The organism is Marinobacter mangrovi (genome assembly GCF_016798325.1).
GTDB lineage: Bacteria > Pseudomonadota > Gammaproteobacteria > Pseudomonadales > Oleiphilaceae > Marinobacter_A > Marinobacter_A mangrovi.
In genome coordinates, this window is sequence record NZ_JAERVO010000006.1 from 187,047 (window position 1) to 201,254 (window position 14,208).

A 14,208-nucleotide genomic window follows, 5' to 3' on the forward strand; every position below is an offset into this window, starting at 1 on the left:
AATTCAGGAATTCAGAGAGAGACCATCATCCATGCTGAGCATTCGTAACCTGCACGCCGCCGTCGATGGCAAGGAAATCCTCAAGGGGATCGACCTGGAGATCAAACCGGGCGAAGTCCACGCCATCATGGGTCCGAACGGCTCCGGCAAGAGCACCCTGTCTGCGGTCCTGGCCGGCAACGAAGCCTACGAGGTGACCGAAGGTGAGGTCCTGCTCGACGGCGAGAACCTGCTGGACAAGGAAACCGAAGAGCGCGCCCGCGATGGCATCTTCCTGGCATTCCAGTACCCGGTGGAAATTCCCGGCGTCAGCAACCTGCAGTTCCTGCGCACCGCGGTGAACGCCATGCGCGTGCATCGCGGCCTGGAAGAGCTCAGTGCGGTGGACTTCATGAAGCTGGCCAAGGAAACCACCAAACAGGTGGACCTGGACCCGGCCTTCCTCAAGCGCGGCGTCAACGAAGGCTTCTCCGGCGGTGAGAAGAAGCGCAACGAGATCCTGCAGGCCCTGCTGCTGGAACCGCGTCTGGCGATCCTGGACGAGACCGACTCCGGTCTGGACATCGACGCCCTGAAGGTCGTGGCCGACGGCGTCAACGCCCTGCGCTCCCCGGAGCGCGCCGTGCTGATGGTCACCCACTACCAACGCCTGCTGAACCACATCGTACCGGACTACGTGCACGTACTGGCCGGCGGCAAGATCGTCAAATCCGGCGGCCGCGAACTGGCTCTGGAACTGGAAGAGCGCGGCTACGGCTGGCTCGGCATCAAGGACAGCGACGAAGTCGAGGCTGGCTAAGGGGTAGTTATGATGAAAGCAGCACCGACCCTGTCCAGCGCTTTCCTCGAAGCGGCAGGCAGCAAACTGCCGGCACCGCTGCAGGCTTTGCGCGAACAGCGCGGCAAGGCCCTGGCGGACATGCCGCTGCCCACGCGCAAGACGGAAAACTGGAAATACTCCAGCCGCTACCTGAAGCTGACGGACGAACTGGCCGCCAGCCTGCCGGCCGGTCGCAACTGTGGCCCGGGCCTGGCGGTGGACGGCTACCACATCGTGATCCATAACGGTGTGCTGGTCCCGGAAGCCAGCGACTTCCCGGACGTGGACGGCATCGAGATCCGCAGCTTTGTCGATCTGGACGACGAGACCGCCCAGCAACTGGCCGATCGCCTGGACAACACGCTGGACAACAACGCCGTGCAGATGGCGCGCCTGAATACCGCGCGCTTTGAAGACGGCCTGTACATCCGGCTGCGCCAGGACGCGGTCCTGGATCGCCCGCTGTTCGTCATCTTTGAAGCGGACGCGGAAGCGGCCGGCTCGGTCTATCCCCGCATCTACGTGGACGCGGGCGCGAACAGTCAGATGACCCTGGTGGAAGAATACATCTCCACCGGCGACCAGACAGCCCTGGTGGATGCGGTTACCGAATTCAGCCTGGCGGATGGTGCCAACGTCACCAACGTGCGCCTGTCGCTGGAGGGCGAGAACATCCATCACATCGGCGCCACTGGCGCCCGCCTGCTGGGCCACGCCCGACTGGACAGCCATTGCGTCGGCTTTGGCGGCCCGCTGCGCCGTCACGACCTGCAGGTGCGCCTGGAAGCCCCGGGCGCCAACTGCCGCCTCAACGGCGTCGCCGTCACCCAGGACAAACAGCATTTCGACAACCACACCACCGTTGAGCACGTGGCGCCGCACTGCGACAGCGAGGAAACCTATCGCAACATTGCCGCGGACGAGTCCCACGCGATCTTCAATGGCCGTATCCACATCCATAAGGATGCGCAGAAGTCGAATGCCAACATGAGCAACAAGAACCTGCTGCTCTCCACCGGTGCGGAAATCGACACCAAGCCGGAACTGGAAATCTACGCCGACGACGTCAAGTGCGCCCACGGCGCCACCGTTGGTCAACTCGACGAGACTGCCCTGTTCTACCTGGTCTCCCGCGGCATCGACCGCCGTGAAGCCAACACGCTGCTGAGCATGGCGTTCATCAACGAGCTGATCGAGCAGATTCCGGTGGAAGCCGTACGGGAAACCGTACAAGCGCGCCTGAACCGGTTTATCGAACAAGCGTTCGAAGGAGCCTGAACACCATGACGGATCTTGCGGCAGCCCAAAAAACCCTGGACGTAAACGCCGTTCGCAGGGACTTCCCGATCCTGGCCGAAACGGTCAATGGGAAGCCCCTGGTATATCTGGACAACGGCGCCTCGGCCCAGAAGCCCATCGCGGTCCTGGACGCCATGGAGCGCTATTATCGCGAGTGCCATTCCAACGTGCACCGCGGCGCCCACACCCTGGGTGACCGCGCCACGGCGGCGTTCGAGGGCGCCCGCGAGACCGTCCGTCACTTTATCAACGCGGCCAGCACCCGTCAGGTGATCTGGACCCGCGGCACCACCGAAGCCATCAACACCATCGCCAACGGCCTGGCCGACCGGCTGCAACCAGGTGACGAAATCCTCGTCAGCACCATGGAGCATCACGCCAACATCGTGCCCTGGCAGATGGTGGCCCAGCGCACCGGCGCCAAGGTGCTGCCGATCCAGGTCACGCCTCAGGGCGAATTGGACATGGACGCACTGGACGGCCTGCTGCAAAGCAACCGCGCCCGCATTCTTGCCGTGACGCATGTGTCCAACGTGCTGGGCACCGTGAACCCGGTTCGCGAACTGATCGCCAAGGCGAAAGCGAAAGGCGTGCTGACCGTGATTGATGGCGCCCAGGCCGTGCCGCACTACCGGCCCGACGTCCAGGCGCTGGACTGCGACTTCTATGCCTTCTCCGGCCACAAGCTGTTCGGCCCGACCGGCATCGGCGTGCTCTATGGCCGCGAGGCGCTGCTGGAAGAGATGGAGCCCTTCATGGGAGGGGGCGAGATGATCGAACGGGTCTCCTTCGAGCGGACCACCTGGAACACCCTGCCCTACAAGTTCGAAGCGGGCACACCACCGATCGCCGAGGCGGTCGGACTGGGCGCGGCCATCGACTATGTCGAGGGCCTGGGCCGCAACGCCCTGGAGACCGCCGAACAGGCCCTGCTGCAGCGGGCCAACGAATTGGTGGAGACCGTACCGGGCATGACCGTGATCGGCACCGCGAAAGAAAAAGTGCCGGTGCTGTCCTTTAAAATCGACGGTCTGCACCCCAGTGACATAGGGACCCTGCTCGACCAGCAGGGCATTGCAATCCGTACCGGCCATCACTGCGCCATGCCGCTGATGGAGTTCTTCTGTGTGCCGGGCACCGCTCGCGCGTCCTTTGCGTTCTACAACACGCTGGACGAAGTGGAGCAGTTCTTTGCGGCCCTGCAGAAGATCCAGCGACTGTTCGCAGAGTAAAACCAGATTGATTGCGGATTGAGACATCGGGAGGCGAAACATGACGGCTGAAACCTTTACCCCCAGCGTTGGCGTGACCCTGACACCGGCCGCCATCGCCCACGTGCGCAAGCAGCTCGCCAGCAAACCGGAAGCCCGCGGCATTCGCCTGGCCATCCGCAAGAGCGGCTGCTCCGGCTTCATGTACGAGACCGAGTGGGTGACCGAACAGGGCGACGACGATGCGATCTTCAATTTCGAGGACGTCGACGTCTATGTGGCCCGCAAGGATCTGCCCGTCGTCAACGGCACCGAAATCGACTTCATTCGGGAGGGCCTGAACTCCATGTTCCACTTCCGCAACCCGAATGCGACAGCCGAGTGCGGTTGCGGCGAAAGCTTCTCCATTTCCTGATTCACTGATTAGCGAGGCGTATCCGATCCATGGCCGAACGCGAAGTTGTCCTGACCAAGCGCGAAGTGGAAGCCCGGCTGGTGCCCTCCGGCACTGAAATCATGATCCCGGCCGACACCTTCGTCACCATCACCCAGTCCCTGGGCGGCACCTTTACCGTGGCCGTCAACGGGAATCTGGCGCGGGTGGAAGGCCATGACGCGGACGCCCTGGGCAAGGAACCGCCCCAGAGCAGCTACGACACGCCGGAAGACGGCACCGTCAACGAGAACCAGGTCTGGGAGGCCATGCGCAGCTGCTACGACCCGGAAATCCCGGTCAACGTGGTGGAGCTGGGGCTGATCTACGACTGCCAGATCACCAACGACACACCCGACGGCAACCAGGTCTACATCCTGATGACCCTGACCGCCGCCGGTTGCGGCATGGGTCCGGTGATTACCGACGACGTCAAGCGCAAGGTGGAGCATGTACCGAACGTGGACAAGGTCACCGTGGAACTGACCTTCGACCCGCCCTGGAACAACGACATGCTGTCGGACGAAGCCAAGCTCGAGCTGGGGATGCTGTAGGCATTCCCTTGCACCACCGCCGCCGATGCGGTTCACTGCTCACCAAACCCGACCAACAATTCCCTGATCCGTTATGACTGCAGCCGCCCAACAATTCCTCGACAACCCGCTCGGCCAGGGCGTTACCCTCGACGACGTCAACGAAGCCTTCGAATTCCTGGACGACTGGGAAGAGCGCTACGCCTACATCATCGACCTGGGCAAGCAACTACCGGCCTTCCCGGACGATGAAAAGGTGGAAGAGAACTACGTGCACGGCTGTCAGAGCCAGGTGTGGCTGATCCACTACCTGGACCCGGACAGCGGTCGCCTGTTCCTGATGATCGACAGCGACGCCATGATCGTGCGCGGTCTGGCCGCGATCATTCTGATCGCCCTGAACGGCAAACTGCCGAGGGATCTGCTGTCCGTGGATGTGGACGAGCTGTTCGAGCGCCTGGACCTGTTCCGTCACATCTCCCCGACGCGTGGCAACGGCCTGCGGGCAATGGTCGGGAAGATTCGGGATATTGCGGCTAAAGAGGAAACCGGGGCCTAAGTCGAGCCACCAGGCCTGGCACCTCTCCGCAGGTTGGGCTGACGCAGGAAGCCCAACAATACCAGACTCACGCAGCATGTGCTGCCGAACCGACTGCTCGTTGCCTGCCACAACGGCTCGTATCGGGGGCATTTGAGGCCTCCCGTGTTGGGCTTCCTGCGTCAGCCCAACCTACCAGCGTCACAACACCGAGCGCTGGCTACGGGTCACCAGATAATCGCAATATCGTCCCGCTGCAAATTCTTGATCCCGCCCTGCTCCGGCATCAGACCGCTGCTGAAGTCCGGGTGGACGTGATTGACGGTCATGGTGACCTCGGCATCGCGCAGCTCCGGTGTGGTGCCCGGCGAATCGAAGAACTGGTAACTGCGATAGAGTTGCAGCTTGTCGCCCGGCCGCAGGCCCGCCGTGGCACCGGAGCGCAGGTAGACCTGCTGGCCGTCGACGCGGCTGATCCGGGTAATGAACGGCTGACAGGCCAGGGCCTGATTGACCGCCTGCTCCATGTCACCCATCACCTTGCCCACCGCCTTGCCATAGTCCGTGTCATTGAACGCCGGCGAGCCGAACCCGACGGACGCCGTCATATCCTCATTCCAGGTGCCGCTGGTCACAAACCGCTTCTGATAGACCGGTGAACCACTGAAGCCGTCATACACCATCAGGTCCGCCACGAACTGACGTTCCTGGTTTTTCAAGCCCAGCCCCCGGGACATCCGATCCAGAATCGACGTACCCCAGGCGGTCGGGTCCGCCAGCGACATGTCCCGGATCACGCCGGTGACGACAAACTGCACGTCCAGCTCCTTGGCCAGTTGAATCACGTTCGTCAGACTGTTGTCGAAACGCTGCTGCGTCGGCGCATTGCCAATATCCGGGAAAAGCTGCACCTGGGTGGCACCGAACACCTGAACGGCGCCATCGCCCTGCAAACGGCCCAGTAGCTGCTGCGGCAATACTTCGCCGGCATCGCTGATACGCCCCATTCGGGCGTCGCCGGGATTCAGCATCGGGAAACCGGTAATCGCCACTCTTTTTCGCAGGCGCGCCGCGTCCCGGGCGGCACACTGCTGGCCGCGGGACATGTCCGCCTCCACCGTCAGGCGCAGCAGGTTACCGCGACGCTGCTCCTCAATGATCCGAACCTGGCGTGCCTGAGCCCGGGAGGCCACGGTCAGGCGCGAATCCGTGAGCACGCCGTTTTCCATCGTATCCTGGCTGGACACCTGCGCCTCGTACTGCAGAGCGGCGTCCCGCAAAGCGGCATTTCGAGCCTCTTCCCGCGCGGCATTCATATCACCGTTAACAATCACTGCCTGACCGGTACCCTGCACCCACGCCGCCGAGACAGCGCCACTGAGCAACAAGCCAACCAGTAACAGAATCCCTCGCCTCATGCCGATCACTCCAGGTAATAGAGGGAGTCGACGTTGTCGGCGGCCACATCGCCCCGGCGGTCATTGCCGGACGGCATGGGAATCGCGCAGCGCTCGGCCACCTCACGGTCGTCAGACATGGCCACGCAGGCCCGGAAGCGCGGTTCCAGCTTGAGCTCCATCACCGACTCAATCACACCGTCACTATGCTCGTTGACGGCGACCAGCTTGGCGCCGCGGATGTAGCTGTCGACATAAGCCCGGAAGTTGTCGTTGTGCAGCACGAAGTCGTTGACCGTGGAGCTGCCATAGACCACCGTCCCGTATACCCGCTCGGCCAGGGCGCGATAGGCATCGAGCTTGGAAGCACGGCGAGCCAGCAGGCGCTTGCGGGTGTCGAGGCGATCATCCGCACTGTTTTCATAGGTGCCGAACCCACTGACTCGAACCACTATCGGCTCCAGTCGCTCTGGATCGATGTTCCTGCCCTGAGTGCCCGAGCCTGACGTGGCGCAACCGGCCAGACCAACCGCGGCAAGACTCAGGATCATCAAAAAACGCTTCATCTTTTTCTCCGGCGAAAATGCAGCTTTGCCACCCACCATGAAAAAATCACGCCAGAAGCGCCAAGCCGCTGACAGCACTGGAATAAACCCGTCAAACCTGGAACCCGTTGGCGGCAAGCGGCAAGAGCTGTCCGCCCGGAGAACCCGGCCACAGGATCGCAAAAAGCCACGTCCCGTAACCGTCTGGTCACACAACCGGCGGGCCGCTTGAACTATAGTGCGGGACACTTCCGGGAGGAAGCTCGACAACCAGAACAATGGGAGAAGTCACCCAATGAAGCACGCACGCCTTGTCCTGGCGATTGGCCTCGCGGCCACCACCGGGACTGCAATTGCCGGGCCGCAGAGCTTTACCACGGCCCGTTCCTTTGCCATGGGAGGCACCGGTGTCGCCGTGGCGCAACCCGCGTCCGCCAACACCGCCAACCCGGCCATGATGGCCATGCAACAACACGACTGGGCCAATGATTTTGGCCTGATCCTGCCGTCGGTGAACGCCCGCATGGCAGACGATGAGAAAGTCGTCGACCAGATTGACGACATCCAGGACACCATCGACCTCCTGAACCAGCAAGTGGATGCCGCCAACTTCACCGGCGTACAACAGAGCGCCGGGCGCCTGCAGAACCAGCTGGTGGAACTCGACCGCGATACCGTGCGGGCCGACGCCGGCGTGGGTATCAGCGTGGCGGTTCCCAGCTCGTCGATTTCCGTCGGCGTGTTTACCGACGCCACCCTGCGCGCCACCGGCCGCGGCAACGTGGCCGACAGCGACATCGCCCTGCTGGAAGCCATCAAGAACAACCCGGCCCTGGCCGCCGGTATCGATGACATCGGCGATCAGCTCAATTCGGACGGTACGGTGATTGCCGCCGCCCAGGGCGAAGTCGGGCTCAGCCTGGCCAAGGCGTTTACACTGGCGAACGACAACACGCTGTCGATCGGCGTGTCCCCCAAGTACGTGCAGCTGCGCACCTTCGAGTACGTGCAGGAAGTCAGCGACTTTGACGACAGCGACTTCAACGCCAGTGAATACGAGACCAAGAAAAACGGTTTCAACGCCGATCTGGGCACGGCCTATCGCTTCGGTAAAAACCAACACTGGACCGCCGGACTGAGCGTGCGCAACATCATCCCCATGGAGCTGGATTCGAAGTCCGGCCGCACCTACGAACTGGATCCGAAAGCCACCGTAGGCATCGCCCATCGCGGCGACATGCACGTCCTGACCGCTGAAGCGGACCTGACCAAGAACAAGGCATTCGGTTACGGGGATGACACCCAGTGGATTGCCCTGGGCGCCGAGTTCGACGCGTTCCGGGCCGTGCAGCTGCGTGCCGGTGTCCGCCATAACCTGGCCAGCAACGACAACAACGACGGCATCGAGGAGACCACCCAGTACACCTTCGGTCTGGGCTTCTCGCCGTTTGGCGCCCACCTGGAAGTGGCCGGCCTGTTCAGCGACACCGAAGTCGGTGGCGCTGTGGAGCTTGGCGCGGCTTTCTGACGACCGCCATAATCCGCCACACCGGTCCCGCAGCGGGCCGGTGTTGCTCACGCCCCCGTTGATCCTGATAATCCCGTTGACGCAACGACAGGATCACGCATGAATATCTATCTCGTAGGTGGCGCGGTACGCGATGCCTTATTGGGCCGCCCGGTCAAGGACCGGGACTGGGTCGTGGTCGGCGCCACGCCGGAGGACATGATCCGCCAAGGCTTCCGACAGGTCGGCGCGGACTTCCCCGTCTTCCTTCATCCGCAGAGCAACGAGGAATATGCCCTGGCCCGCACCGAACGCAAGCGCGGCCACGGCTATCACGGCTTCGTGGTCCACAGCGCGCCCGACGTGACCCTGGAAGACGATCTGCGCCGCCGCGATCTCACCATCAACGCCATGGCCCAGGCCGAGGACGGCTCCATTGTCGACCCTTTCAACGGCCAGGCCGATCTGGAAAAGCGCCTGCTGCGGCACGTGTCCCCCGCGTTCGCCGAAGATCCCCTGCGCATCCTGCGGGTAGCGCGCTTCGCCGCCCGTTTTGCACCGCTGGGTTTCTGCATTGCCGAAGAGACCCGGGCACTGATGCGCACGATGGTAGAAGCCGGCGAAGTGGAGCACCTGGTGCCGGAGCGCATCTGGCAGGAAATGCAGCGCGCGCTGCTGGAAGCCTCGCCGACGGTCTTTTTCAGTGTGCTGCAGGACTGCGGCGCGCTGGCAATCCTGATGCCGTCACTGGCCACCGCCATGGAACAGGAACCGGCACCCAACGCGTTGCGCGCCCTGCAATTTGCCAGTGAACTGAGCGAGTCGCTCACCATCCGCTTCGCCGCGTTGACCGGTAGCCTGCAGGATGCGGCCGGCGTCGACAGCCTGTGCGACCGGTTAAAAGCGCCGAACGATTGCCGTGCCCTGGCCACGCATCTGGCGGCCAACGCCGATGACCTGCTGGGCGAGGCCCGTAACGATCCCGGCCTGTTGCTGGCCATCCTCGACCGATGCGATGCCTGGCGGCGGCCGGAGCGTTTCGATGAGCTGCTGGTCGCCATCCGGGCTGTGGGTCTGGCGCGTCGTATCGACTTCAACCCATTGCCTATCCAGGATGCGGTGAGAGCCGCCAAGGCCGTCGATCCCCGTACCCTGATGGATGAAGGGTATCAGGGCAAGGAACTGGGGCTGGCCATCCGGCGTCGACGCCACCAGATCATCAGTGACAGCCTGGATCTGACACGTTCCGGCGGCATGGAACCTTAGTGCCCCGGAATTCAGTTACAATGCCGGGATAAATCTTATAACGGGAGAAAGCATCATGCGTGACGTTGTCATTGCGGCGGCCCGCCGAACGGCCATTGGCACCTTCGGTGGTGGCCTGTCGAGCCTGCGTGCTGACCAGCTTGGGTCAGCCGTGATCAAGGCCCTGCTTGAGGAAACCGGTATTGCTGGCGAACAGGTCGACGAAGTGGTCCTCGGCCAGGTCCTGACCGCGGGCTGCGGCCAAAACCCGGCCCGCCAGGCGGCCATCAACGCCGGTCTGCCCGCGGGCGTTCCGGCACTGACCATCAACAAGGTCTGCGGTTCCGGCCTGAAAGCCGTTCACATGGCCGTCCAGTCCATTCGCTGCGGCGACGCCGACCTGATCATCGCCGGCGGCCAGGAAAGCATGAGCCAGGCACCCCACGTGCTGCCCAACAGCCGCAACGGCCAGCGCATGGGCGACTGGAAGCTGGTCGACACCATGGTCAACGACGGCCTTTGGGACGCCTTCAACGGCTACCATATGGGCATTACCGCCGAAAACATCGTGGAAAAATACGGCATCTCCCGGGAAGAGCAGGACAATTTTGCCGCAGCGTCCCAGCAAAAAGCCGCTGCCGCCCGTGAAGCCGGTTACTTCGACGGCCAGATCGTGCCGGTCACGATCCCGCAACGCAAAGGCGATCCGCTGGTCGTGGACAAGGACGAAGGCCCGCGCGCCGGCGTGACCGGCGAAAGCCTGGCCAAACTGAAGCCGGCCTTCAAGAAAGACGGCTCCGTGACGGCGGGCAACGCGTCGTCCATTAATGATGGCGCCGCTGCGGTCGTGGTCTGCAGCGCTGAAAAAGCCCAGGCCCTGGGACTGACGCCATTGGCCACCATCCGCGCCCATGCCAGCGCCGGCGTGGACCCGCAGATCATGGGCACCGGCCCGATTCCCGCCACCCGTCGCTGCCTGGAGCGCGCCGGCTGGTCCGTCGACGACCTCGACCTGATCGAAGCCAACGAGGCCTTCGCCGCTCAGGCCATCTCCGTCAACCGGGACCTGGGCTGGAATACCGACAACGTGAACGTCAACGGCGGCGCCATCGCCCTGGGCCACCCGATTGGTGCGTCAGGTTGTCGCATCCTCGTGACCCTGCTGCATGAAATGCAACGCCGGGACGCCAAAAAAGGTCTGGCTACCCTCTGTATCGGTGGCGGCATGGGCGTCGCGCTGGCCGTCGAACGCTAACCTTTTGAGGTGCCAACAGGCCGGTAGCACTCTCGCTGCCGGCCCTGCTTACTCCGCTTGTCCCGATTAACCGCCTCCCCACGTCAGACCGGCTATCCACGCGCGTCAGACAATGATTCATAATCGCCATTCTGTCTAAAAAACACCCAAAGCGGTCAATTAATGTCTATACGTATTTACCGACTTATGGTACAACCGCACCCCCTCGCCAGATGAGCGATTCCGGCGAGTAACGGTGATGTCCGAAACTGCCGGATCGACTCAGGGAATGAAAAACTCGGAAAAAGAATAATTTGGATAGACAGATATCCTGGCCCGCTTCGTGTAGGCTATGCGGCCAAATAAAAAACGGACACCCGTAACAGACGTCAATAGAGAGATTTGCACATGAAAATTGGCATCCCCAAGGAATGCCATCCCGGCGAAAACCGGGTGGCAGCAACGCCGGCGTCCGTCGGCAAGCTGATCAAGCTTGGCCATACGGTCGTTGTCGAAACTGGTGCAGGTGACGCCGCGAAGTATCATGACGATGCCTATCGCGAAGCCGGCGCCGAGATTGCGGAAAACGCACGCGACCTCTGGTCCGCTGCAGAATTCATCCTGAAAGTCCGCGGCCCTGGCTACAACAAAGAGGCCGATCTGGACGAGACCAGCCTGATCAAGGACGACAGCTATCTGCTGAGCTTCCTGTGGCCGGCACAGAATCCTGAAATGCTGGAGACACTGGCGTCCAAGAACGTCACCGCCTTCTCCATCGACGCCCTGCCCCGCATCAGTCGCGCCCAGAAAATGGACGCCCTGAGCGCCATGGGCAACATCGCCGGCTACCGCGCGGTGGTTGAAGCCTCCAACCGCTTCGGCCGCTTTTTCACCGGTCAGGTTACCGCGGCCGGTAAAGTACCGCCCGCCAAGGTCATGGTCATCGGTGCCGGTGTCGCCGGTCTGGCGGCCATCGGTGCAGCCCGCAGCATGGGCGCCATCGTGCGCGCCTTCGATACCCGCCTGGAAGTGAAAGAACAGGTGGAAAGCATGGGCGCCGACTTCCTGGAGCTGGACTTCGAGGAAGACGGCAGCGGCAGCGGCGGCTACGCCAAGCAGATGAGCAAAGAGTTCATCGAGGCGGAAATGGCCCTGTTCATGGAACAGGCCAAGGAAGTCGACATCATCATCACCACCGCCCTGATCCCGGGCAAGCCGGCCCCGCGCCTGATTACCGCCGACATGGTTCGCGCCATGAAGCCGGGCGGCGTGGTCGTGGATCTGGCCGCCGAACAGGGTGGCAACTGCGAGCTGACCCAGCCGGGTGAAGTCGCGGTCGAGAACGGCGTCAGCATCGTCGGCTACACCGACCTGCCAAGCCGGATGGCGAGCGTGTCCTCCGACCTGTACGCCACCAACCTGTGGCACCTGCTGGGCGAACTCACGCCGGAGAAAGACGGCGAGATCAAGGTCAACATGGAAGACACCGTCATCCGTGGCGTGACCGTGACCCACGAAGGCAAGGTCACCTGGCCGGCCCCGCAGCCGGAGAAGCCTGCGCCCAAACCGGCCCAGCCAAAGCCGGCCGCACAACCGGCCAGCGACGAGGCCGAAGACGGCAAATCCGGCGCCAAGGCGTTCTGGAAAGGTGCCCTGCTGGTCGCCACCGTCGCCGCCCTGTACGGCATCGGTGCCTACGCACCGACGTCCTTCCTGTCCCACTTCACGGTTTTCGTGCTGGCCTGTTTTGTCGGCTGGCAGGTGATCTGGAACGTGACAGCATCACTCCATACCCCTCTCATGAGTGTGACCAACGCCATCAGCGGCATCATCGTGATCGGCGCCGTCCTGCACCTGGCCCAGGCGCAGAACCTGGTGATCGGTATTCTCGCGTTCTTCGCGGTGCTGATTGCCTGTATCAACATCGGCGGGGGCTTCCGGGTCACCTACCGCATGCTCAAGATGTTCCATAGGTAAGGAGAGCGACCATGTCACAAGGATTAATTACAGTCGCCTACGTGGCCGCTAGTGTCCTGTTTATTCTGAGCCTGGGCGGCCTGAGCCACCAGGAAACCGCCCGTCGCGGTAACGTCTACGGCATCGCCGGCATTCTCATCGCCATCGCCGCCACCATGGCCGGCATGGGTGCGGGCTGGATGATGACCCTGGTGGCCATCGCCATCGGTGGCGCTATCGGTATCGTCATCGCCAACAAGGTGGAAATGACCCAGATGCCCCAGCTGGTGGCCCTGCTGCACAGCTTCGTGGGTCTGGCTGCGGTGCTGGTCGGCTTTGCCGGCTTCGTCGAGCCGCTGGTCGACACCCACGGTGCGGAGCACACCATCAAGCTGGTGGAAGTGTTCGTCGGCATCTTCATCGGTGCGGTGACCTTCACCGGCTCCCTGATTGCCTGCGGCAAGCTGGACGGCCGTATCGCCAGCAAGGCACTGACCCTGCCGGGTCGCCACCTGATGAACCTGATCATCATCGCGGCCTGCATCGGCCTGGGTGGCTGGTTCCTGACCACCGACAGCATGGTCGAAGGCCTGCTGGCCCTGGCCATCATGACCGCCCTGGCGTGCATTCTGGGTATCCACCTGATCATGGCGATCGGTGGTGCGGACATGCCGGTTGTGGTGTCCATGCTCAACAGTTATTCCGGTTGGGCGGCGTCCGCCATCGGCTTCATGCTGGGCAACGACCTGCTGATCGTGACCGGCGCCCTGGTGGGCAGTAGCGGTGCGATCCTGAGCTACATCATGTGTAAGGCGATGAACCGCTCCTTCGTGAGCGTCATCCTGGGCGGCTTCGGTCAGACCAGTTCCAGCTCCGCTGCGGTGGACGGCGACCTGACCATCAACGAAACCTCCATCGATGAAGTGGCCGACGAGCTGCGCAACGCGGACTCCGTGATCATCGCACCGGGTTACGGCATGGCCGTCGCCCAAGCCCAGAACGCGGTCAGCGAGATCACCCAGTTCCTGCGCAAGCGGGGCGTCAACGTACGCTTCGCGATCCATCCGGTGGCCGGTCGTCTGCCGGGGCACATGAACGTGCTGCTGGCCGAGGCCCACGTGCCGTATGACATCGTGCTGGAAATGGATGAGATCAACGAAGACTTCCCCGAGACCGACGTGGTCCTGGTGATCGGTGCCAACGACACCGTCAACCCGAGCGCCGCGGAAGACCCGGGCAGCCCGATTGCCGGTATGCCGGTTCTGGAAGTCTGGAAAGCGCGCCAGGTCGTGGTCCTCAAGCGGGGCATGTCCGCCGGTTACTCCGGTGTGGAAAACCCGCTGTTCTTCAAGGAGAACACCCACATGCTGTTCGGCGATGCTCACGAGAGCACCAGCCGCCTGCTCAGCAACCTGACCTCAGGCGACTGATAGAGCCGCCTCAGAGAGACCGTGTGGGAACGTCGCGAACGCGGCGGTTCTCACACGGTC

The 14,208-nt window shown here is 62.8% G+C and carries 13 protein-coding genes; 11 read left to right on the forward strand and 2 right to left on the reverse strand.

All coding sequences use genetic code 11. The annotated features are described in order from the left end of the window. The first annotated feature begins 31 nt into the window (after positions 1 to 31). From sufC to JL474_RS17520, 6 genes are all read left to right on the forward strand, one after another. A complete protein-coding gene (gene sufC / locus JL474_RS17495) occupies positions 32 to 799 on the forward strand; it encodes a Fe-S cluster assembly ATPase SufC (protein ID WP_123635397.1) in 768 nt (255 codons plus the stop codon). A 12-nt stretch (positions 800 to 811) separates the two neighbouring features. Beyond that, a complete protein-coding gene (gene sufD, locus JL474_RS17500; RefSeq protein ID WP_203143174.1) occupies positions 812 to 2,098 on the forward strand; it encodes a Fe-S cluster assembly protein SufD in 1,287 nt (428 codons plus the stop codon). Between the two features lie 5 nt (positions 2,099 to 2,103). Further along, positions 2,104 to 3,351, forward strand: coding sequence for an aminotransferase class V-fold PLP-dependent enzyme (locus JL474_RS17505; RefSeq protein ID WP_328797842.1), 1,248 nt, complete (start codon positions 2,104 to 2,106; stop codon positions 3,349 to 3,351). Between the two features lie 40 nt (positions 3,352 to 3,391). Then, positions 3,392 to 3,745, forward strand: a complete 354-nt coding sequence (locus tag JL474_RS17510) for a HesB/IscA family protein (RefSeq protein ID WP_123635395.1) — start codon at positions 3,392 to 3,394, stop codon at positions 3,743 to 3,745. 29 nt (positions 3,746 to 3,774) lie between these two features. Then, positions 3,775 to 4,317, forward strand: a complete 543-nt coding sequence (sufT, locus tag JL474_RS17515; protein WP_123635394.1) for a putative Fe-S cluster assembly protein SufT — start codon at positions 3,775 to 3,777, stop codon at positions 4,315 to 4,317. A gap of 73 nt (positions 4,318 to 4,390) precedes the next feature. Next, positions 4,391 to 4,855, forward strand: a complete 465-nt coding sequence (locus tag JL474_RS17520; RefSeq protein ID WP_203143094.1) for a SufE family protein — start codon at positions 4,391 to 4,393, stop codon at positions 4,853 to 4,855. A 206-nt stretch (positions 4,856 to 5,061) separates the two neighbouring features. Here JL474_RS17520 and JL474_RS17525 read toward each other — a convergent pair whose 3' ends face one another. Both JL474_RS17525 and JL474_RS17530 read right to left on the reverse strand, forming a co-directional pair. Next, the gene (locus JL474_RS17525) at positions 5,062 to 6,252 is read right to left on the reverse strand and encodes a flagellar assembly protein T N-terminal domain-containing protein (protein ID WP_203143095.1); all 1,191 of its coding nucleotides are present in this window, start codon (positions 6,250 to 6,252) and stop codon (positions 5,062 to 5,064) included. A gap of 5 nt (positions 6,253 to 6,257) precedes the next feature. Continuing rightward, positions 6,258 to 6,797, reverse strand: coding sequence for an LPP20 family lipoprotein (locus JL474_RS17530; RefSeq protein ID WP_203143096.1), 540 nt, complete (start codon positions 6,795 to 6,797; stop codon positions 6,258 to 6,260). A 274-nt stretch (positions 6,798 to 7,071) separates the two neighbouring features. Between JL474_RS17530 and JL474_RS17535 the strand changes: the two genes are divergently transcribed. From JL474_RS17535 to pntB, 5 genes are all read left to right on the forward strand, one after another. Further along, positions 7,072 to 8,304, forward strand: a complete 1,233-nt coding sequence (locus JL474_RS17535; protein ID WP_203143097.1) for a conjugal transfer protein TraF — start codon at positions 7,072 to 7,074, stop codon at positions 8,302 to 8,304. Between the two features lie 99 nt (positions 8,305 to 8,403). Next, complete coding sequence (locus JL474_RS17540) at positions 8,404 to 9,549, forward strand: multifunctional CCA tRNA nucleotidyl transferase/2'3'-cyclic phosphodiesterase/2'nucleotidase/phosphatase (RefSeq protein WP_123635389.1); 1,146 nt, start codon at positions 8,404 to 8,406, stop codon at positions 9,547 to 9,549. A 55-nt stretch (positions 9,550 to 9,604) separates the two neighbouring features. Further along, on the forward strand, positions 9,605 to 10,783 hold the full coding sequence (locus JL474_RS17545) for an acetyl-CoA C-acetyltransferase (protein WP_123635388.1): 1,179 nt from the start codon (positions 9,605 to 9,607) through the stop codon (positions 10,781 to 10,783). 387 nt (positions 10,784 to 11,170) lie between these two features. Continuing rightward, positions 11,171 to 12,739 (forward strand): Re/Si-specific NAD(P)(+) transhydrogenase subunit alpha, encoded by a 1,569-nt coding sequence (locus JL474_RS17550; protein ID WP_203143098.1) that lies wholly within the window; start codon positions 11,171 to 11,173, stop codon positions 12,737 to 12,739. Positions 12,740 to 12,750: 11 nt separating this feature from the next. Then, positions 12,751 to 14,148 (forward strand): Re/Si-specific NAD(P)(+) transhydrogenase subunit beta, encoded by a 1,398-nt coding sequence (gene pntB, locus JL474_RS17555; protein ID WP_123635386.1) that lies wholly within the window; start codon positions 12,751 to 12,753, stop codon positions 14,146 to 14,148. Positions 14,149 to 14,208: the final 60 nt, after the last annotated feature.

Bases quoted from the DNA above. Each gene is read 5' to 3' on its own strand.
- sufC (WP_123635397.1), top strand. From the start codon at position 32: ATGCTGAGCATTCGTAACCTGCACGCCGCCGTCGATGGCAAGGAAATC.
- sufD (WP_203143174.1), top strand. From the start codon at position 812: ATGAAAGCAGCACCGACCCTGTCCAGCGCTTTCCTCGAAGCGGCAGGC.
- JL474_RS17505 (WP_328797842.1), top strand. From the start codon at position 2,104: ATGACGGATCTTGCGGCAGCCCAAAAAACCCTGGACGTAAACGCCGTT.
- JL474_RS17510 (WP_123635395.1), top strand. From the start codon at position 3,392: ATGACGGCTGAAACCTTTACCCCCAGCGTTGGCGTGACCCTGACACCG.
- sufT (WP_123635394.1), top strand. From the start codon at position 3,775: ATGGCCGAACGCGAAGTTGTCCTGACCAAGCGCGAAGTGGAAGCCCGG.
- JL474_RS17520 (WP_203143094.1), top strand. From the start codon at position 4,391: ATGACTGCAGCCGCCCAACAATTCCTCGACAACCCGCTCGGCCAGGGC.
- JL474_RS17525 (WP_203143095.1), bottom strand. From the start codon at position 6,252: ATGAGGCGAGGGATTCTGTTACTGGTTGGCTTGTTGCTCAGTGGCGCT.
- JL474_RS17530 (WP_203143096.1), bottom strand. From the start codon at position 6,797: ATGAAGCGTTTTTTGATGATCCTGAGTCTTGCCGCGGTTGGTCTGGCC.
- JL474_RS17535 (WP_203143097.1), top strand. From the start codon at position 7,072: ATGAAGCACGCACGCCTTGTCCTGGCGATTGGCCTCGCGGCCACCACC.
- JL474_RS17540 (WP_123635389.1), top strand. From the start codon at position 8,404: ATGAATATCTATCTCGTAGGTGGCGCGGTACGCGATGCCTTATTGGGC.
- JL474_RS17545 (WP_123635388.1), top strand. From the start codon at position 9,605: ATGCGTGACGTTGTCATTGCGGCGGCCCGCCGAACGGCCATTGGCACC.
- JL474_RS17550 (WP_203143098.1), top strand. From the start codon at position 11,171: ATGAAAATTGGCATCCCCAAGGAATGCCATCCCGGCGAAAACCGGGTG.
- pntB (WP_123635386.1), top strand. From the start codon at position 12,751: ATGTCACAAGGATTAATTACAGTCGCCTACGTGGCCGCTAGTGTCCTG.